The sequence below is a fragment of the Pandoraea thiooxydans genome (assembly GCF_001931675.1).
Taxonomy (GTDB): domain Bacteria; phylum Pseudomonadota; class Gammaproteobacteria; order Burkholderiales; family Burkholderiaceae; genus Pandoraea; species Pandoraea thiooxydans.
Genome location: NZ_CP014839.1, coordinates 1151180 through 1170735 on the forward strand (window position 1 = coordinate 1151180; position 19556 = coordinate 1170735).

Consider the following 19556-nt stretch of genomic DNA (forward strand, 5'->3'; position numbering starts at 1 on the left):
ATTGGCCAAATGGGTAGGGTTCTGATTCTTGCTTGTGCGTTCATGCTGATCGTCGAGGGAGTCTTCCCTTTTTTCTGGCCCGATCAGTGGCGCCAGACTTTTCGTAAAATAACGGAATTCCGAACTGGGCAAATTCGCTTTTTCGGCTTCGTGGCGTTGGTGTTGGCCCTGATCCTGCTGGCCATTGCCTACGCATAGCCAGCCTGGCGCCATTATTTGAAACCTTTGATTCTCTGACACCCATGCCGAATTGGCTGCTCCCCGAAAATATTGCCGACGTATTGCCATCCGAGGCGCGCAAGATCGAAGAACTGCGTCGGGCCATGCTTGACCGATTTCGTGCCTACGGCTACGAACTCGTCATGCCGCCGTTGCTTGAATACACCGACTCGTTGTTTACCGGGACCGGGCACGATCTGGACTTGCGTACCTTCAAGTTGGTCGATCAGATGTCTGGGCGCACCATGGGGTTGCGTGCAGATATCACGCCGCAGGTCGCGCGCATCGACGCTCACCTGCTCAATCGCACCGGCGTGACCCGGCTGTGCTATGCGGGCAGCGTGCTGCTGACACGGCCGCGCGGACTGCTGACCACCCGCGAGCCGTTGCAAATTGGCGCTGAAATATTCGGGCATGCCAGTATCGAAGCGGATCTCGAGATTCAGGAACTGCTGCTCTTTTGTCTGCGCCAGTCAGGGTTGAAGCAGGTTCGCCTCGACTTGTGCCATGCTGGCGTGCTGGAGGCTCTGCTGGAATCGGTGCCAAAGGCCGAGGCGCTCGAGTCTGCCCTGTTTGGCGTACTGGCGGCCAAGGATGTGCCGCAACTCGAGGCCATCACGGCATCCCTGCCGTCGCCGGTGCGCGATGCCCTGCGGGCATTGCCCCACCTCTACGGCGACGTCGGCATATTGGATGAGGCCAGACGCCGCCTGCCGGCGCACCCGAAGTTGCACGCCGCGCTCGATGACCTCGCTTTCCTGGCCGGACAAGGCGGCGACGCCACCGTCACCGTTGATTTGGCGGATCTGCGCGGCTACCAGTATCACAGCGGGGTCATGTTTTCCGCCTACGTCGACGGCGTGCCCAATGCCATTGCCCTGGGCGGCCGATATGACAAGGTCGGGCAGGCATTCGGCCGCGTGCGCCCTGCTACGGGGTTTTCGATGGATTTGCGAGAAGTCGCCGGCGTCTCCCCGGTCGAGGCTCGCAGCAATGCGATCCTTGCGCCGTGGAGTCAGTCACCGGGCTTGCGCGAGGCGATCGCCACTTTGCGGCAAGCCGGCGAAGTGGTGATTCAGGCGTTGCCGGGACATGAGACCGATCTGGAGGAATTCGCTTGCGATCGGGCCCTTATCGAGCGCGACGGCGCCTGGCAGGTCGTCGATCGCTGAAAAAAGCGGCACCTCGTCCGCAACACGGGTAAAATACGTTTTTAACCAAACCAACTATTGTTATGTCCGGCAATGCTTTGAAACAGGGGCGCAACGTCGTCGTCATCGGTACTCAGTGGGGCGACGAGGGCAAAGGTAAGGTCGTCGACTGGCTGACCACCCATGCGCAAGGCGTGGTTCGTTTCCAGGGCGGGCACAATGCTGGGCATACGCTGATCATCGGCGGCAAGAAAACGGTTCTGCGCCTGATTCCGTCGGGCATCATGCACGAGAGCGTGACGTGCTACATCGGTAACGGCGTGGTTCTGTCGCCGGAAGCCCTCTTCAAGGAAATCGCCGAACTCGAAAGTGCCGGCCTCGACGTTCAATCGCGTCTGCGTATTTCCGAAGCCTGCACATTGATACTGCCTTACCATGTGGCGGTCGACCAGGCCCGTGAAGCCAAGCGTGGTGCCGACAAGATCGGCACGACCGGCCGGGGCATTGGCCCGGCCTATGAAGACAAGGTCGGCCGTCGGGCTCTGCGCGTGCAGGACTTGTTCGATGCGCCGCGCTTTGCCGAGCGACTGCGCGAGAACCTCGATTATCACAATTTTGTTCTGACGCAATATCTCGGCGCGCCAGCGGTTGATTTTCAGCAGACACTCGACACCATGCTCGGCTACGCGCCGCGACTGGCTCCGATGCTGGCCGATGTGTCCCAATTGCTGTATGCGGCCAACAACGACGGGCAGAATCTGCTGTTCGAAGGCGCGCAGGGCACTCTGCTCGACATCGACCACGGCACCTATCCGTTCGTGACCAGCAGCAACTGCGTGGCCGGCGCGGCCAGCGCCGGTGCCGGGGTCGGCCCGCAGCAATTGCATTACGTGCTCGGAATCACCAAAGCATATTGCACGCGAGTGGGCGCTGGGCCGTTCCCGAGCGAGCTGTACGACGCGGACAATCCTGCCCGCCAGGCGGCGATCGGGCTTCAACTGGCAACGGTCGGCAAGGAATTCGGTTCGGTCACCGGCCGTCCGCGCCGCACTGGCTGGATGGACGCCGCCGCACTGAAGCGATCCATCCAGATCAATGGCGTTTCGGGCCTGTGCATGACCAAGCTCGACGTGCTCGACGGCCTCGACACGATTCGCCTTTGCGTCGGCTATCTCGTCGAAGGCAAGCGTGTCGATATCCTGCCGCGTGGCTCGGTCGATGTCAGTCGCTGCGAACCCATCTATGAAGACTTCCCCGGCTGGCAGACCAGCACGGTCGGCGTGCAGGCATGGGACAAGCTTCCGGAGAGCGCCCAACGCTATTTGAAGCGTATCGAGGAGGTATGCGGCACACCGATCGACATGGTCTCGACCGGGCCTGATCGGGAAGAAACCATTTTGCTGCGCCATCCGTTCAAGGGTTGACCGGTTTCCTTGGCCGTTTGCTGTATTCATGAACACACCGCAAAACGACGATAAGAATCTGTGGGTTTCCTGGGACGAGTACCACCGGCTGATTGAGCAGCTCGCGTTGGCCGTGCACGAGTCGGGGTGGCAATTCGACAAGATTCTCTGCCTGGCCCGTGGCGGCTTGCGAGTTGGCGATCAGTTGGCGCGTATTTACGACGTGCCGCTGGGCATCTTGGCCACCAGTTCCTATCGAGAAGCTGAAGGGACTTTGCGAGGTGATCTCGATATTGCCCAATACATCACCATCACACGCGGCGCACTGAGCGGTCGTGTGTTGCTCGTCGACGATCTCGTCGACTCCGGGGTGACGCTCGAGAAGGTCGGCCGTCATCTCCAGGAGCGTTATCCAGGCGTGACGGAAGTAAAGTCCGCGGTATTGTGGTTCAAGGCATGCTCACACGTGAAGCCTGATTTCTACGTGAAATACTTGCCCACCAATCCCTGGATCCATCAACCGTTCGAAGGCTACGATACGCTGCGCCCGCATAATCTCGCCGCCTGGATCAAGCGCGGCAGCAACGAAAGCTGCTGACGCGCCTCGCCTGGGCAGAGTCATGATGCGGCGAGCGGACAAGGCCTACTGCGCATGACCAAGCAGCCTCGCCAGACTACCGACACAAATGCAACCGAGGCTGAGCGAGCCCACCGTCAATGCACGCTGGCCGATCAGCCTGAAGACGCCGCATCGCACCGCGTCATGGCCGAAGCGCGGCGTCGTCAAGGCGATGAGCTGGCGGCATTGGCGCATTTGATCGCCGCTCACACGCTTGACTCGTTCGCCGCGGACCCGCTGCATGCCTCTGTGCGCGAGCTGTGCGATGTCGCCACCGGTTATTACATGAAGGGTGATCATGCGACAGCCGAGTCCTGGTACCGGTTGGTACTAAAAGTCGCGCCCGGCCTGCCGCTGGCGCACCAGAATCTCTCCGCCATTTGCGCAGGCGCCGGCCGTCGTGCCGAAGCTGAAGCTCATCGTGCCCAGGCTTACCGAGCGCAACGGGTTTTCATTGAGCAGGCTGCCCAGCAGGCCCGCCCGATTCTCATCCTGTGCGCGGGGCGAGAGGCAGGTAACATTCCCTTCGAAATTCTGCTACCGACCGATACCTATACGCGTATCAAGTATGTCATCGACTATGCGGCTGACGAAGAAGACCATCAATTGCCACCTTTCGATCTGGTATTCAACGCTATCGGCGACGCGGACGTCGCCGCTTCGATGGATGCCCGACTTACCCGCTTCGGGCAGCGCTGTCAGCGCCCGATGCTCAATGCGCCGGCGGCGGTTGCACGTACTCAACGCCATCGGCTGGCGGCGCTGCTGAGCGATATCGATGACGTCGTCATCGCGCCCTGTATCCGCGTCGAACGTGGGGGCAACGGAGCGAAGGCGTTGGCCTCGACGTTGGCGAGCGAAAACGTGCCATTCCCGATACTGGCCAGGCCCACGGCTATGCACGGTGGCGAGGGATTGGCGCGCTGCCAGACGCTGGCCGCCCTCGAGCAACATCTGGCCGGCACCGATGCGCCCCATTATTTGAGCGCGTTTCTCGACTACCGCAGTGTCGATAGCTATTACCGCAAATACCGCATGATCTTCATCGATCGACGGCCATGGCCCTATCACCTGGCCATCTCGTCGTATTGGATGGTCCACTATTTTTCCGCGGATATGGCTGCCCATCCCTGGAAAATAGACGAGGAGCGGCGCTTCCTGACGAATCCGGCCGACGTGCTGGGCGCGCGCGCAATGACAGCACTTGCCGCAATCGGGCGCCGGCTCGATCTCGATTACGCCGGGATCGACTTCACGTTGTTGCCCGACGGGCGGATATTCCTGTTCGAAGCCAATGCGACCATGCGGGTTCATTATGAGCGCGCCGACGGGCCATTGGCGCATAAGAATCGCCATGTGCAGGCGATCATCGATGCGTTTGCCCGTTTGCTGTCTCGCCATGCCCCCGCCTGAAGCGGCGCAAAGCCTCCGCCAATTTTTCTGTGGTCGTGAGCGAAGCCTGCCTGTCAGCGAGTCTTGGCGTTGGTTGACGCGGGGCGCCGAGGATGCAGCAGCACGCGTTGGAGGCCAGCGGGCTGCTCCAGCAGATCGGCCAGCGTATATCGATCGAGCGTCGCAAACAACGCTTCGGACGCATCGGCCAGAATTCCACGCAACTTGCAGACCGGCGTGATACGGCACGAACCACCCCCCTGTTCGAGGCATTCAACCAGCGGACTGTCTGCCTCCGAGGTGCGTACCAGGGCGCCGATCGAAATCTCCGCAGCCGCGCGAGCGAGCCGGATGCCGCCTCCTTTGCCCCGGGTCGTCTCGAGATAACCGGCACGTGCGAGGAAGTTGATCACCTTCATCAAATGGTTATCCGAAATCCCGTAAGCGGTGGCGATCTCCGAGCGCGTGGCATGGCCGTCAGTCCGCACGCCGACATACATCAACGTGCGCAAGCAGTAATCCGTGAACGTAGTCAGTCGCATGAATTGGGGATCGCTGGCGTGCGCCTCATGAACCGTGAACCGCTACGCGGAAAATCGGCGCACGCACGTCAGGCCGCCATACCGCTGTGCCGCAACAGCGCGTCGACCGTCGGCGCTCTCCCGCGGAATGCCTTGAACGAGTCGATTGCCTGGCGGCTGCCGCCGACCGCCAGAATTTCGTCCCGATAGCGGGCGCCGATCTGCGCGTCGAGCACCGTACCGGTACGCCTGGCGGCCTCTTCGAAGGCGGCGTAGGCGTCGGCCGACAGCACTTCCGCCCACTTGTAGCTGTAGTAGCCGGCCGCATACCCACCGGCAAAAATATGACTGAACGTATTGGGCCACCGCGAGAAGGGCGCTTGCGGCAGGACGTGCAGCCGATCGTTGGTTTCTCGCGAGAGCGCCAGCACCGTTTGCGGCCCGTTCGGATCGAAGTCGGCGTGCAAGCGCATGTCAAAATCCGAGAAGACAATCTGGCGCAGCATCATCAAACCGCTCTGGAAGTTTCGTGCGGCGACCATTTTGTCGAACAGCGGGCGTGGCAATGGGGCTCCCGTTTCGGCATGGGCGGTCATGTGTGTGAGCACGTCCCATTCCCAGCAAAAATTCTCCATGAACTGCGAAGGCAATTCGACCGCGTCCCACTCCACGCCGTTGATGCCCGATACTCCGGCATCCTCCACCTGGGTCAGCATATGGTGCAAGCCATGCCCGAACTCGTGGAACAGCGTAATCACATCGTCGTGCGTAAAAAGGGCGGGCTTGCCATTGACCGGCGCCGGGAAGTTGCAGGTCAGGTAGGCCACCGGCGTTTGCAGACCCCCGTCGCCAAGACGCTTGCGGGCGCGCGCGTCGTCCATCCATGCGCCGCCGCGCTTGCCCTCGCGAGCATAAAGATCGAGGTAAAACTGGGCGACGAGCTCCCCGGCCGAATTCTCAATGCGGAAAAAGCGCACATCAGGATGCCAGACTTCGGCGGTGTCCGGGCGAATGGTCACGCCGAACAGGGTCGAGGCAACGCGGAACAAGCCCTCCAGCACCTTGGGCTGCGGAAAATATTGTCGCACCTCGTTTTCGGAGAACGCGTACTGCCGTTGGCGCAGTTTTTCAGACACATAGGTCACGTCCCACGGTTCAAGCGTCGTCAGCCCGAACTCCTGCGCGGCAAACGCCGTCAGCTCGGCCCAGTCCTTTTCCGCATAGGGGCGGGCGCGGCGTGCCAAATCCTCCAGGAAACCCAGGACCTGGGCAGGGGACTCCGCCATCTTCGGCTCGAGCGATACCTCGGCATAGTTGGCAAAGCCGAGCATTTGCGCTTCCTCGTGCCGCAATGCCAGTTGTTCGGTAATGATCGCGGTATTGTCCCAGTCCGCCTCGCCTGCGCCATACTCGGGCGCCAGTTCGGAAGCTCGTGTCACATTGGCCTTGTACATCGCTTCGCGCAATGCGCGGTTGTCCGCGTACTGCAGCACGGGGAAATACGATGGGAAATGGAGGGTGAATTTCCAGCCTGATTTCCCATCCTTGCTGGCCGCTTCGCGGGCGGCGTCCTTGACGTCGTCCGGCAGTCCGGCCAGCTCGGTTTCGTTCTCGACATAGCGTGCAAACGCATTCGTGGCATCGAGCACATGATCGGAAAAGGCTTTGCCGAGAGCCGCTTGCCGTTCCTGAATGGCTGCGAAGCGAGGCTTCTCCGACTCGGGCAGTTCGGCGCCGCCCAGGCGAAATCCGCGCAGCTCGTTCTCGAGTATTTTCTTGCGGGCCGCCGACAGGCCGGCGTATTCAGCCCCATTGGCGATCGACTTGTATTTGTCGTACAAGGCCAGGTTCTGCCCCAGCGACGACCAGAATTCCGTCACTCGCGGCAGGTTCTCGCCGTGCGCCGTGCGCAGTGCCGGCGTGTCGGCTACCGCGGTGAGATGATTGATGACGCCCCAGGCCCGGCCGAGTCCTTCGGTGCCATCTTCCAACGCCTCGACGACGTCGCGCCACGTGCCGGGCGTGGCAGGGTCGGCGGCGCGCTCGACTGCCGTGCGGGCTTTGGCCAGCAGGGTGTCGATGGCTGGCGTGATGTGTTCCGGTCGAATCGAGCCAAAACGAGGTAAATCCGAGAAATCCAGCAGCGGGTTGGCGGCGTCGTGAGCACTCATGGGTTGCATATCCGTGAAATCGAACTTATCGATGAGTGTGGGGGCAAGCGGCCGGTTTTTCCAGTCGTTTTTATCTGCGGCGCCGATAGCCTGCTTCAACCGGCGCGCATCGGGCTCAAAGGCATGACGGTCCAGTCAGGGGCCGCGCCGTCATGCCGGTGCGCCAATCAGCCCGCGGCGCGCTCGGCTGCCTCCAGCGTATTGACCAGCAGCATCGTAATCGTCATCGGCCCAACCCCGCCGGGGACCGGCGTGATCCAGCCTGCGACTTCCTTGACGGCGGCGAAATCGACGTCGCCGCACAACTTGCCCTGGTCGTCGCGGTTCATGCCGACGTCGATGACCGCCGCGCCCGGCTTGACCATGTCGGCCGTAATCAAATTACGCCGACCGACCGCGGCGACGATGACATCGGCCTCGCGCGTATGCGCGGCCAGATCGCGGGTTTTGCTGTTGCAAATGGTCACGGTCGCGCCGGCCTGCAGCAGCATCATTGCCATCGGCTTGCCGACGATGTTCGAGGCGCCCACCACCACGGCACGGGCGCCGCGCAGCGGGAATTCGATGGACTCCAGCATTTTCATGCAGCCATAAGGGGTACAAGGCCGAAACAATGGCGCGCCGGTCATCAGCGCGCCGGCGTTGGCGACGTGAAATCCGTCGACGTCCTTTTCCGGCGCGATCGCCTCCAGGACCTTGTGGCTGTCGATGTGCTTGGGCAGCGGCAACTGCACGAGAATACCGTGCACCTTCGGATCGGCATTGAGTTCGGCGATGCGTGCCAGCAGCTTCGCCTCGGGCAAGTCGGCTGGAAAACGATCGAATACCGAGTAAATGCCGTTGTCTTCGCACGCCTTGACCTTATTGCGGACGTAGACCTGGCTGGCAGGGTCTTCGCCCACCAGAATCACGGCCAGGCCTGGCTGGTGGCCGCGGGCGGTGAGTTTCGCCGCGCGGGCAGCGACGTCGGCACGAAGTTTTTTGGCAAGCGCGTTGCCGTCAAGCAGGGTAGCAGTCATGGTGGTGAATCACACGAGAAATAAAACCGGCGCCGGCGACGCCCGCACCCGGGCGTCTCGCGCCGTCAATCGAATAAAACGTTATACCTGTGGCATCGCGCTCAGGAGCGCTTGGACAAGGCCAGGCGCAGCAGGTCGGCGACCGTGTTGACGTTGAGCTTTTCCATGATATTGGCGCGGTGGGCCTCGACCGTCTTGATGCTGATGCCGAGGTCGTCGGCAATCTGCTTGTTCAGCCGGCCGGCGATGATGCGCTCGAGTACCTGCTGTTCGCGCCCGGTCAGACGCGCCAGCAGTTCGTCGGCCGCCTGCTGCTCGCGCTGGCTGCTGGCGTCAAGCCGGGCCTTGCCCAGCATGCGCTCGACCAGCACACGCAGCTCGGCCGCATCGAACGGCTTTTCGATAAAGTCCATCGCACCCTTTTTCATGGTGTTGACGGCCATCGGCACGTCGCCGTGGCCAGTGACGAAAATGGTCGGAATCGAAATATTCTGAGCCAGCAGATGCTCCTGCAACTCGAGTCCGTTCATCCCGGGCATGCGCACGTCGAGGATCAGGCATGCCACCTGGCGCCGGTCGTAGTGCGCCAGGAACTGCTCGGCACTGTCGAAACTGCGCACGTGATAACCGTTGGCTTCGAGTAACCAGCGCAGCGAGTCACGAACGGCTTCATCATCGTCGACAATAAAGACGGTTTCTTGATCAGTGTTGTTGTTGCTGGCAGTCATGCTTCCCCCACGGATGAAGTATCGGCGTCAAATGGTAAAAGGATAAAGAACGTGCAGCCGCTGCGCACGTCCCCGGCATAGTTGTTTTCCACCCACAGGCGGCCATGATGGGATTCGATGATCGAGCGGCAAATATTCAGACCCATGCCCATACCGTCGGATTTCGTACTGAAAAACGGTTCGAACAGGCGTTCGATGGCGGTCTCGTCGACGCCCGGACCATGATCGACGACGGTGAACTCGATGGCTCTCTCCTGTCGGCGCACGTGCAGGCGAATCGATAGATCGCGCCGCAGGCCCGGCGGCGGCGTATGGTTTTGCATCGCCTCGGCCGCGTTTTTGAGCAGATTCACCAAAACCTGTTCGATCAGCACCGGGTCGACGTAAATTTGCGGCAGGCCCGCCGGGAGCTCGGTCACGATGCGGATGCGCCGCTTGCGCGCCTCGATTTCGGCCAGCCCCACCGCATCGGCGACGATCTCGTAAATGCTCGTGGGTTGACGCTTGGGTTCGCTGCGTTTGACGAACGAGCGGATGCGCTTGATGATCATGCCCGCCCGCACCGCTTGTTGCGAGGTTTTTTCGAGTGCCGGCAGCAACGTCTCCGGACTGGTGCGTCCTGCCCGCACCAACGCGGCCGTTCCCATGCAGTAATTATTGATTGCGGCCAATGGCTGATTCAACTCGTGGGCCAACGAAGAGGCCATCTCGCCCATTGTCATCAGTCGGCCGGTGAATTGCAAGCGCTCTTCTTCCTGGCGCGCCAGCTCCTCGGCCTGACGCCGCGCGGTAATGTCGGTGGCCACTTGCAGTTGTGCCAAGTGACCGTCCACCCATTGGATGTATTGGCGCCGCACTTCAAACCATTTTTGCCGGCTGGGCAGGTAGATCTCCTGCGTTTCGGAAGCCGTATCAGTCAGAGCCACGGCCGGCAGACCCGCATAGGCGTCCACCATGTCGATCGAATCGCTCGACGCTTGCGCCGACTCGAGCGCGCCGTCGGACAGCTCGAGATGTCCCTCCGGTCGCGTGCCGAACAATTGCCGGTAATAACGATTGGCGAACAGCAGCTCGGCCTTGTCGACGGCCAGCACCGAGACCGACGCGTCGAGACTCTCGAGCACCGTGGTGAAACGCTCGTGGGCCGCGGCAAGCTCCTCGCGGGCGCGTTTGGGTTCACTGATATCGGTCAGTGACGACATCCAGCCGGTTTGCCTGCCATGCGCGTCTACCAGCGGCGAGACGAACATACGGGCATAGAACACCGAGCCGTTCTTGCGCCGCACACGGATTTCGAACCCGTGCGACGGGGCCTTGCCGCGCAGGGTCATGTCGATGCGGCGCTGCATCTCGTAAATGTCGTCGTCCGGCCAGTAGGGATAGGGCGGCGCATGCCCCAGAAGGTCCGCCTCGTCCCAGCCCGTCATGCGGCAAAACGCCGGATTGACATAAGTGATATGGCCTTGCAGATCCAGCACCCGCATGCCGATCACGATGGAATTTTCCATCGCCCGGCGAAACGATGTTTCGTTGAACAGCGCCTGTTGCGCCTCGAAACGTTGCCGCGTGTGGCGCCACAAGCTCCAGAGGCTCCAGAGCACGAAGCACGACAGGCCGACAATTAGCCATACCAGCGTGTTATTGACGAAGTTGCCGACCGATGGATATGAATAGACGCGCACCAGCAGGCTATGCCCGGGAGGGTCGAGCAGCAGCTCGGACGAAACGTCGCGTGGCGACGGCGGCCGGGTCGATGTGGTGGCCAGCTCCTTGTTGTGGGTGTCGACGAACGAGACCTTGAACTTGTTGCCGAGCTCTTGCGGCAATTCATGAATCAGCATTCCCTCGACCGAATACACCACGCCGATGGTGCCGAGGAATTCGCGCCCGCGCAGCACGGGCACTTCGAGCGCTATGTAGGACATGCCCGAAGCGTCGTACAGTAACGTCGAGTAGGCCGGTCGCCGCGAATCACGGGCGGCACGAAACGCCACCAGCAAAGCGTCCTCCATCGGACTGTCCTTGCTCGCCTGCAGTCGCGCGGCAAACGGCGAATCGCTCGGCACTGCCCACTGCGGCCGTTGCTCGGCATTCAGCCAGTTCATGAACACGATGTCAGGATGATTCTGCATCATCTCGTCGGCTGCGCTGGCGAAATGTCCGAGGCCCTGGGGAGCCGCGGCGGTGTCGCGCGCGAGCGAACTGATCTGATCCTGGATCGACAGCATGTTCAGGCGAATCTGTTGCTGCGCCCAGGCGACATTCCGGTACAGGGTATCTTGCTGCTGCTCTGTCTCGCGGCGGTTCAGGCTCCACAGAATCAGGCTCATCACCACCAGAAAGATAACAATCGAGGCGAGCGGCACCAGCAGGTAGTAGTGCGATTCCGCAAAACCCTGCAGCCAGCGGTTCGAACGGCCGGCTGCGTGATTCGGCCGTGTGGGGGGGGCGGGAGTGGCGACGCGGTGCGGAAACATCCCAAGATTGTAGCTCAGACGGCACCGTCGCCCGCGCCCCCGCGACCCGTTGCACCGCCATTGTCAAATCGCGGTGAAACGCCTACGGTAGGTCAATACAGGTATCGAGGTCGAAAAATCGCGCTGAGGTTTTTGCTGCACTGCGGCGTGACTTTTCATATTATAAAAACATATATCGTAATTTGAAATTTTTCTTGCGCTTCGCCCCGCGTACTCCTTACAATGGCGCGGCATAAGGTCGGCGAGCCTGCCGTGCTCGAAACAGGCTCGACCGCGTCGCCCACTCCCACGACAGACAGGAGACAACCATGTCCGCCGTACCTGATGAAGTTCTGAAATACGTGTCCGAGCAGGACGCCGATCCCCAAGAGACCAAGGAATGGCTCGAATCCCTGGAAGGCGTGCTTAGCGCCGAAGGTCCGGAGCGGGCGCACTACCTGCTCGAAAAGCTGATCGAATACGCTCGCGTGAACGGCGAACACCTGCCGTTCTCCGCCAATACGCCCTACATCAACACCATTCCGCTCGATCAGCAAGCCCATATTCCGGGCGACCAGGAGATCGAACATCGCGTGCGTTCGTACACGCGCTGGAACGCGATTGCGATGGTGCTGCGCGCGGGCAAGACCACCAACGTGGGCGGCCATATCGCTTCGTTTGCCTCGGCCGCCACGTTGTACGACGTCGGTTTCAATCATTTTTGGCACGCGCCTTCCGACAAGCACGGTGGCGACCTGATCTTCGTGCAGGGCCACTCGTCGCCCGGCATCTACAGCCGCGCATTCTTGCTGGGCCGTCTGACCGAGAAGCAACTCGACGGCTTCCGCCAGGAAGTCGATGGCCATGGCATCCCGTCCTACCCGCACCCGTGGCTGATGCCGGACTTCTGGCAATTCCCGACCGTTTCGATGGGCCTGGGCCCGATCATGGCGATCTATCAAGCCCGCTTCATGAAATACATGGAAAGCCGGGGCGTGCTGAAAACCGACGGCCGCAAAGTGTGGGCTTTCCTGGGCGATGGCGAAACCGACGAGCCCGAATCGCTCGGCGCGATCGGCATGGCCGGGCGCGAACGGCTCGATAACCTGATTTTCGTGGTCAACTGCAATCTGCAGCGCCTGGACGGCCCGGTGCGCGGCAATGGCAAGATCATCCAGGAGCTGGAGTCGGAATTCCGCGGCGCCGGATGGAATGTCATCAAGGTCATCTGGGGCAGCCGCTGGGATGCCCTGTTGGCGCGTGACAAGAAGGGTTTGCTGATGAAGCGCATGATGGAGTGCGTGGATGGCGAGTACCAGACCTACAAGTCTAAGGACGGCGCTTACGTGCGTGAGCATTTCTTCAACTCGCCCGAGTTGAAGGCGATGGTGGCCGACTACTCCGACGAAGACATCTGGAATCTGAATCGCGGCGGTCACGATCCGCACAAGATCTATGCGGCGTTCCAGCAGGCGACCAATCACAAGGGTCAGCCGACCGTGATCCTGGCCAAGACCATCAAGGGTTATGGCATGGGCGAAGCCGGCCAGGCGATGAACATCACCCACCAGCAAAAGAAAATGCCGGTGGATGCGCTGAAGAAGTTCCGCGATCAATTCAAGCTGCCGATCACCGACGAGCAGATCGCCGACGTGCCTTACGTGACGTTCGAAGAGGGCTCGAAAGAACTCGAATACATGCGCGAGCGCCGCATGGAGCTGGGTGGTTACCTGCCGGCCCGGCGCGCCAAGGCCGCATCGCTTCAGGTGCCGGCGCTGTCGGCTTTCGAGCCGGTGCTCAAGGCGACCGCCGAAGGGCGTGAAATCTCGACCACCATGGCGTTCGTGCGGGTGCTGAACATCCTGCTCAAGGACAAGACGCTGGGCCAGCGGATCGTGCCGATCGTGCCGGACGAATCGCGTACCTTCGGCATGGAAGGGTTGTTCCGTCAGATCGGTATCTGGAACCAGCAAGGCCAGAAGTACGTGCCTCAGGACCAGGACCAGCTGATGTTCTACAAGGAATCCGAGAACGGTCAGATTCTGCAGGAAGGGATTAACGAGGCCGGCGGCATGTGCGACTGGATCGCGGCGGCCACGTCGTACTCGACGCATGGCGAGCAGATGATCCCGTTCTATGTCTTTTACTCGATGTTCGGCTTCCAGCGCATCGGCGATCTGGCCTGGGCCGCCGGCGACATGCGCTCCCGCGGCTTCCTGGTCGGCGGCACCGCCGGGCGCACGACGCTCAACGGCGAAGGCCTGCAGCACGAAGACGGTCACTCGCTGCTGTGGTCCTCGGCGATTCCGAACTGCATTTCGTACGACCCGACCTATGGCTACGAACTGGCGGTGATCGTGCAGGACGGCCTGCGCCGCATGGTGCAGGAGCAGGAGGACGTGTACTACTATATTACCGTGATGAACGAGAACTACGCGCAACCCGGCTTGCCCGAGGGCGTGGAGAAGGACATCGTCAAGGGCATGTATCTGTTCCGGCGCGGCGAGCAAAGCAAGAAGGCCCCGCACGTGCAACTGCTGGGCTCGGGCACGATCTTCAACGAAGTGGTCGAAGCCGCCGCGCTATTGAAGAACGATTGGGGTGTCGACGCCGATCTGTGGAGCTGCCCGAGCTTCACCGAACTGGCGCGCGAAGGCCACGACGTGGCGCGCTACAACCTGCTGCATCCGACCGAGACGCAACGCCAATCGCATGTCGAGGCTTGCCTCAAGGACGCGAGCGGACCGGTGATCGCTTCGACCGATTATGTGCGTGCCTATGCCGATCAGATTCGTCCGTTCCTGTCGCAGCGCTATGTGGTACTGGGCACCGACGGTTTCGGCCGTTCCGACACGCGCGAAAAATTGCGTCATTTCTTCGAGGTTGACCGCTACTGGGTCACCGTTGCGGCGCTCAAGGCGCTGGCCGACGAGGGAACGATCGCTGCAGCCAAGGTCGCCGAAGCGATTGCCAAGTACGGGCTCGATCCGAACAAACCCAACCCGATGATCGTGTAAGCTGCCTGCTAGCGGCAAAGGGCGCGCCTGTGGACGGGTGCGCCCTTCGCAGTGCGGGCAGACGCGAGGAGACTGTCAGAAATGAGTCAAGTAATTGAAGTCAAGGTGCCGGACATCGGCGGGTACAACGATGTCCCGGTTATCGAAGTACTGGTGAAGGCGGGCGATCGGGTCGAGGCGGAAACGTCGCTGGTCACGCTGGAATCGGACAAAGCGACCATGGACGTACCGAGCCCGTCGGCCGGCGTCGTCAAGGACATCAAGGTCAAGGTTGGCGATACGGTGTCCGAAGGTTCGCTCATCATCATGCTGGAGTCGGCCGACGGCGCAGCGCCCGCGGCCGTCAACGGCAAGGCGGCCGCCAGCGCGCCGGCCCCGGCCGCGCCCGCGGCGGCAGCCCCGGCCACGCCGACCGCACCGGCGCCCGCTGGTGGGACGACTGAAGTCAAAGTACCCGATATCGGCGGGTACAACGATGTGCCGATCATCGAAGTCCTGGTCAAGGCCGGCGACAAGGTCGAGGCCGAGCAATCGCTGATCACGCTCGAGTCCGACAAGGCCACCATGGACGTGCCCAGCCCGTCGGCCGGCGTGGTCAAGGAAGTCAAGGTCAAGGTCGGCGACACGGTGTCCGAAGGCAGTGTGATTATCCTGCTCGAAGGCGGTGCCGCACCGGCGCAAACTCAGGCGACAGCGCCGGCCGCGCAACCGGCCGCACCCGCGGCAGCGGCGCCGCAGGTCGAGGTGCCCAAGGCGCCTGCACCGGCGAAGGCAGCTGAACCCGCCGCACCGCTGGTGCCGCTGGTGCAGGAAGGCGAGCATACGATCAGCCACGCCAGCCCGTCGGTGCGCAAATTCGCGCGCGAGCTGGGTGTCGACGTCGCACGCGTGCCGGGCAGCGGTCCGAAAGGACGCATCACGCTGGACGACGTGCGCGCGTTCATCAAGCGCGCGATGAGCGGTCAGGGCGCTGCCGTATCGGCTCCTGCAAGTGGAGGAGCGGGCCTGGATTTGCTGCCGTGGCCGAAAATCGACTTCGCCAAATTCGGTCCGGTCGAACCCAAGCCGCTGTCGCGCATCAAGAAAATATCCGGCGCCAATCTGCATCGCAACTGGGTGATGATTCCTCACGTCACCAACAACGACAACGCCGATATTACCGATCTCGAAGCGTTCCGCGTCTTGCTGAACAAGGAAAACGAAAAGTCGGGCGTCAAGGTAACGCTGCTGGCTTTCCTCATCAAGGCGTGCGTGGCCGCGCTGAAGAAGTTTCCGACTTTCAATGCCAGCCTCGATGGCGACAATCTGGTCTACAAGCAATACTTCAACATTGGCTTTGCCGCCGACACGCCCAACGGGCTGATGGTGCCGGTCATCAAGGATGCCGACAAGAAGGGCATATTCGAGATTGCCCGCGAGACTTCGGAATTGGCCAAGGCGGCGCGTGACGGCAAGCTCAAGCCCGATCAGATGCAAGGCGGGTGTTTCTCGATATCGTCGCTCGGCGGCATCGGTGGAACCTATTTCACGCCGATCATCAATGCGCCGGAAGTCGCCATTCTCGGCGTGTGCCGTTCCACCCAGCAGCCGGTGTGGGACGATGCAAAGCAGCAGTTCGTACCGCGCCTGATATTGCCGTTGTCGCTGTCGTACGATCACCGCGTGATCGATGGCGCGGAAGCGGCGCGCTTCAACACCTATCTGGCGCAACTGTTGCACGACTTCCGTCGAGCGATGCTCTGACGGCTCGGGGGTTCGGGTACTGGCGTGCGCCGGTACCCGGCTCCGATGCCGGGTTTCTGACCTTGCCGGGAAATCGCCATGACCACCGTCGTTGTCGTCCGCAAGCACAATGAAATCGCCATTGCGGCGGATTCGCTGGTGACCTTCGGCGAGACGCGGCTGTCGCAGGCCTATGAAGCGAATCGCAAGATCTTCCAGATCGGCGACTCGTATATCGGCCTGGCTGGCACCACCGCGCATTTCCCGGTCATGCGCGCCTTGCTCACGGGGCTGGGCGAGGAGTGCAAGCTGCATTCGCGCGACGACGTTTTTCGTACCTTCTGCAAAGCGCATCAGAAGCTCAAGGAAGAATATTTCCTGAACACCAAGGAAGAAGAGGACGACCCGTACGAGTCGTCGCAGATTACTTGCCTGATTGCCAACCCGAGCGGTATTTACGGTGTGTACTCGTACCGCGAGGTGTTTGCCTTCGACCGCTTTTGGGGCATCGGCTCTGGGCGCAGCTTTGCGCTTGGCGCGATGTATGCGGCCTACGATTCGGCCCCGAATGCGAGTGCCATTGCCGAGCTGGGTGTCAAAGCCGGGGCGGAATTCGATAAAAGCTCCGGTGGGCCGTTCCAGATTCATGCCTTTCCCATTCCAACGCCAAACGCGACAGGAGACAGCTAATGAGTCTCATCGAAGTCAAAGTGCCGGACATCGGCGACTTCAGTGATGTTGATGTAATCGAAGTGCTCATCAAAGTGGGCGATACCATTGCGAAAGAGCAATCGTTGATCACGCTCGAAACCGACAAGGCCACCATGGAAGTGCCGAGCGAGCAGGCCGGCGTCGTCAAGGAGATGCGCGTCAAGGTCGGCGACAAAGTGAGCCAGGGCACCGTGATCGCAATGGTCGAAGCGGGTGCCGCCCAGGAGGCCGCACCCGCGCCGGCGCCGAAGCCGCAACCGGCCGCTGCCGCGCCGGCGCCCGCGCAGCATGGCGGCGGCGCCGACATCGAATGCGACGTGCTGGTGCTCGGCGCCGGCCCCGGCGGGTATTCCGCCGCCTTCCGCTCGGCCGATCTGGGCCGCAACACCGTACTGGTCGAACGCTACGCAACGCTGGGTGGTGTGTGCCTGAACGTCGGCTGCATCCCGTCGAAGGCCCTGCTGCACACGGCTGCCGTGACTGACGAGGCAGCCGCGCTGGCCGCCCACGGCATCACGTTCGGCAAGCCGCAAATCGATCTCGACAAGCTGCGCGCTTTCAAGGACAGCGTGGTCGGCAAGCTCACCGGGGGTTTGGCCGGCATGGCCAAGGCGCGCAAGGTGCAGGTGGTGCGTGGCGTGGGCGCGTTCCTCGATCCGCATCATCTGGAAGTCGCGCTGGCCGACGGCGGCAAACAGGTCATCAAATTCCAGCAGGCAATCATCGCCGCCGGCTCGCAGGCGGTGAAGCTGCCGTTCGTACCCGAAGACCCGCGCATTGTCGATTCGACCGGCGCACTCGAACTGCGCCAGTTGCCGAAGAAAATGCTGGTGATCGGCGGCGGCATCATCGGCCTGGAAATGGCTACCGTCTATAGCACCCTCGGCGCCGAGATCGACGTGGTGGAAATGCTCGACGGGCTGATGCAGGGCGCCGATCGCGATCTGGTCAAGGTGTGGGAAAAGTTCAACGCGAAACGCTTCGGCAAGGTCATGCTCAAGACCAAAACCGTCGCGGTGGAAGCAAAGTCCGACGGCATCTACGTGAAGTTCGAGGGCGAAGCCGCACCCGCCGAGGCGCAGCGTTACGACTTGGTGCTGGTGGCGGTGGGGCGCAGCCCGAACGGCAACAAGATCGGCGCCGACAAGGCGGGTGTAGCGGTCAGCGAGCGCGGATTCATTGCCGTCGACAAGCAAATGCGCACCAACGTGCCGCATATTTTTGCGATCGGCGACATCGTCGGCCAACCGATGCTGGCGCACAAGGCGGTGCACGAGGCCCACGTGGCGGCCGAAGCCGCCGCCGGCGAGAAGTCCTATTTCGATGCGCTGCAAATTCCGTCGGTGGCCTACACCGATCCCGAGGTGGCCTGGGCAGGCAAGACAGAAGAGCAGTGCAAGGCCGAGGGTATCAAATATGGCAAGGCCGTGTTCCCGTGGGCGGCTTCCGGCCGCGCGATCGCCAATGGCCGCGACGAGGGTTTCACCAAGCTGCTGTTCGATGAACAGACCCATCGCCTGATCGGCGGCGGCATCGTCGGCACGCATGCCGGCGACCTGATCGGGGAGTTGTGTCTGGCGGTCGAAATGGGAGCCGACCCGGTCGACATCGGCAAGACGATTCATCCGCATCCGACACTGACCGAGTCGATCGGCATGGCGGCGGAAATTTTCGAAGGCGTTTGCACGGACGTGCCGCCGCCGCGCAAGAAATAATCGAAGCTGCTCACCGCTCCCAGGGGCGGTATGATGGCCCGCATTGCTGCCCGGCATTGCGGGCCTTTGCATTTCATATTCGTATCGCTGGCGTCATCGGCGAGAGCACCTGGGACCGCGGGGCCTGCCCGTGCTGCCCGGCCGCCGAAGACTCATCTGAGTTCGACTGCGTATGAAGTGAAGGGGTGCCGAGACAATTCTGATGTCGGAGCATGTCCGGAGTTTGCATAATCGTCATGCCGATCGGGTTCCCTAGACGTGTCAACGGCAGGTCGATGGCGCTATGCCGGCCTGTTGGGCGAAAGAATGTTGCCCGATCCCTCCCAACGACTCGCGCTGGCTGCGCGTGGCATACGCGTGCCACGCGCGGCCAATTTCCCAATGACGCATGACATGACAAGGATGACCAGAACAACGACCGCGGCGCAGTCGATGAGCGGTTCAGGTAAGGGGCTTTATCAAGCCTGATTCGTGGGCTCTCGCGCCTCGAAGCCCGGCAGCGAGTTAAGAATGTTCTTTGGCTTTCGGCCGAAATATGGGATCGGTCCCAAACATCAGACTCAGATGGGAAGAGGTGCCCGTGGGGTGATCGAATCGGCGCACAGGCGCGACGAGGGCCGGTGGGATGGGGCGATGTCCGGCTTCAATGGGTGACGGCGGGCATAAAAAAACCCAGCAATGTGCCGGGTTCAAAGGTACCTGTGAGGTACCG

At 61.7% G+C, this 19556-nt stretch carries 14 protein-coding genes; 9 read left to right on the forward strand and 5 right to left on the reverse strand.

What is annotated here, in order from left to right:
- Positions 1-9 precede the first annotated feature (9 nt).
- From PATSB16_RS05260 to PATSB16_RS05280, 5 genes are all read left to right on the forward strand, one after another.
- Complete coding sequence (locus tag PATSB16_RS05260) at positions 10-198, forward strand: DUF2065 domain-containing protein (protein ID WP_047212984.1); 189 nt, start codon at positions 10-12, stop codon at positions 196-198.
- Positions 199-242: 44 nt separating this feature from the next.
- Positions 243-1391: an ATP phosphoribosyltransferase regulatory subunit gene (locus tag PATSB16_RS05265; protein WP_047212985.1), complete on the forward strand. Its 1149-nt coding sequence runs from the start codon at positions 243-245 to the stop codon at positions 1389-1391.
- 62 nt (positions 1392-1453) lie between these two features.
- Positions 1454-2794: an adenylosuccinate synthase gene (locus PATSB16_RS05270; protein WP_047212986.1), complete on the forward strand. Its 1341-nt coding sequence runs from the start codon at positions 1454-1456 to the stop codon at positions 2792-2794.
- A gap of 28 nt (positions 2795-2822) precedes the next feature.
- Complete coding sequence (locus PATSB16_RS05275; RefSeq protein WP_047212988.1) at positions 2823-3371, forward strand: phosphoribosyltransferase; 549 nt, start codon at positions 2823-2825, stop codon at positions 3369-3371.
- A gap of 54 nt (positions 3372-3425) precedes the next feature.
- The gene (locus PATSB16_RS05280) at positions 3426-4805 is read left to right on the forward strand and encodes an ATP-grasp domain-containing protein (RefSeq protein WP_052892575.1); all 1380 of its coding nucleotides are present in this window, start codon (positions 3426-3428) and stop codon (positions 4803-4805) included.
- Between the two features lie 53 nt (positions 4806-4858).
- Here the strand turns inward: PATSB16_RS05280 and PATSB16_RS05285 are convergent, their stop codons facing one another.
- From PATSB16_RS05285 to PATSB16_RS05305, 5 genes are all read right to left on the reverse strand, one after another.
- Positions 4859-5326: an Rrf2 family transcriptional regulator gene (locus PATSB16_RS05285; protein WP_047212990.1), complete on the reverse strand. Its 468-nt coding sequence runs from the start codon at positions 5324-5326 to the stop codon at positions 4859-4861.
- Between the two features lie 68 nt (positions 5327-5394).
- Positions 5395-7476, reverse strand: coding sequence for a M3 family metallopeptidase (locus PATSB16_RS05290; protein ID WP_047216280.1), 2082 nt, complete (start codon positions 7474-7476; stop codon positions 5395-5397).
- Positions 7477-7643: 167 nt separating this feature from the next.
- The gene (gene folD, locus PATSB16_RS05295; protein ID WP_047212991.1) at positions 7644-8495 is read right to left on the reverse strand and encodes a bifunctional methylenetetrahydrofolate dehydrogenase/methenyltetrahydrofolate cyclohydrolase FolD; all 852 of its coding nucleotides are present in this window, start codon (positions 8493-8495) and stop codon (positions 7644-7646) included.
- Positions 8496-8596: 101 nt separating this feature from the next.
- Positions 8597-9223 (reverse strand): response regulator transcription factor, encoded by a 627-nt coding sequence (locus PATSB16_RS05300; RefSeq protein WP_047212993.1) that lies wholly within the window; start codon positions 9221-9223, stop codon positions 8597-8599.
- The gene (locus PATSB16_RS05305; protein ID WP_047212994.1) at positions 9220-11700 is read right to left on the reverse strand and encodes a PAS domain-containing sensor histidine kinase; all 2481 of its coding nucleotides are present in this window, start codon (positions 11698-11700) and stop codon (positions 9220-9222) included. Before PATSB16_RS05305 ends, PATSB16_RS05300 begins: the two co-directional genes overlap by 4 nt.
- A gap of 308 nt (positions 11701-12008) precedes the next feature.
- On the opposite strand from PATSB16_RS05305, the gene aceE reads away from it, so the two are divergent.
- The 4 genes from aceE to lpdA all read left to right on the forward strand — a co-directional run bounded on the left by aceE (position 12009) and on the right by lpdA (position 18844).
- Positions 12009-14696 (forward strand): pyruvate dehydrogenase (acetyl-transferring), homodimeric type, encoded by a 2688-nt coding sequence (gene aceE / locus PATSB16_RS05310; RefSeq protein ID WP_047212995.1) that lies wholly within the window; start codon positions 12009-12011, stop codon positions 14694-14696.
- A gap of 81 nt (positions 14697-14777) precedes the next feature.
- Positions 14778-16439 (forward strand): dihydrolipoyllysine-residue acetyltransferase, encoded by a 1662-nt coding sequence (gene aceF / locus PATSB16_RS05315; RefSeq protein WP_047212996.1) that lies wholly within the window; start codon positions 14778-14780, stop codon positions 16437-16439.
- Positions 16440-16517: 78 nt separating this feature from the next.
- Positions 16518-17108 (forward strand): Ntn hydrolase family protein, encoded by a 591-nt coding sequence (locus PATSB16_RS05320; RefSeq protein ID WP_047212997.1) that lies wholly within the window; start codon positions 16518-16520, stop codon positions 17106-17108.
- Complete coding sequence (gene lpdA / locus PATSB16_RS05325; protein ID WP_047212999.1) at positions 17108-18844, forward strand: dihydrolipoyl dehydrogenase; 1737 nt, start codon at positions 17108-17110, stop codon at positions 18842-18844. Before PATSB16_RS05320 ends, lpdA begins: the two co-directional genes overlap by 1 nt.
- The last annotated feature ends 712 nt before the right edge of the window (positions 18845-19556 follow it).

Bases quoted from the DNA above. Each gene is read 5' to 3' on its own strand.
- PATSB16_RS05260 (WP_047212984.1), top strand. From the start codon at position 10: ATGGGTAGGGTTCTGATTCTTGCTTGTGCGTTCATGCTGATCGTCGAG.
- PATSB16_RS05265 (WP_047212985.1), top strand. From the start codon at position 243: ATGCCGAATTGGCTGCTCCCCGAAAATATTGCCGACGTATTGCCATCC.
- PATSB16_RS05270 (WP_047212986.1), top strand. From the start codon at position 1,454: ATGTCCGGCAATGCTTTGAAACAGGGGCGCAACGTCGTCGTCATCGGT.
- PATSB16_RS05275 (WP_047212988.1), top strand. From the start codon at position 2,823: ATGAACACACCGCAAAACGACGATAAGAATCTGTGGGTTTCCTGGGAC.
- PATSB16_RS05280 (WP_052892575.1), top strand. From the start codon at position 3,426: ATGACCAAGCAGCCTCGCCAGACTACCGACACAAATGCAACCGAGGCT.
- PATSB16_RS05285 (WP_047212990.1), bottom strand. From the start codon at position 5,326: ATGCGACTGACTACGTTCACGGATTACTGCTTGCGCACGTTGATGTAT.
- PATSB16_RS05290 (WP_047216280.1), bottom strand. From the start codon at position 7,476: ATGAGTGCTCACGACGCCGCCAACCCGCTGCTGGATTTCTCGGATTTA.
- folD (WP_047212991.1), bottom strand. From the start codon at position 8,495: ATGACTGCTACCCTGCTTGACGGCAACGCGCTTGCCAAAAAACTTCGT.
- PATSB16_RS05300 (WP_047212993.1), bottom strand. From the start codon at position 9,223: ATGACTGCCAGCAACAACAACACTGATCAAGAAACCGTCTTTATTGTC.
- PATSB16_RS05305 (WP_047212994.1), bottom strand. From the start codon at position 11,700: ATGTTTCCGCACCGCGTCGCCACTCCCGCCCCCCCCACACGGCCGAAT.
- aceE (WP_047212995.1), top strand. From the start codon at position 12,009: ATGTCCGCCGTACCTGATGAAGTTCTGAAATACGTGTCCGAGCAGGAC.
- aceF (WP_047212996.1), top strand. From the start codon at position 14,778: ATGAGTCAAGTAATTGAAGTCAAGGTGCCGGACATCGGCGGGTACAAC.
- PATSB16_RS05320 (WP_047212997.1), top strand. From the start codon at position 16,518: ATGACCACCGTCGTTGTCGTCCGCAAGCACAATGAAATCGCCATTGCG.
- lpdA (WP_047212999.1), top strand. From the start codon at position 17,108: ATGAGTCTCATCGAAGTCAAAGTGCCGGACATCGGCGACTTCAGTGAT.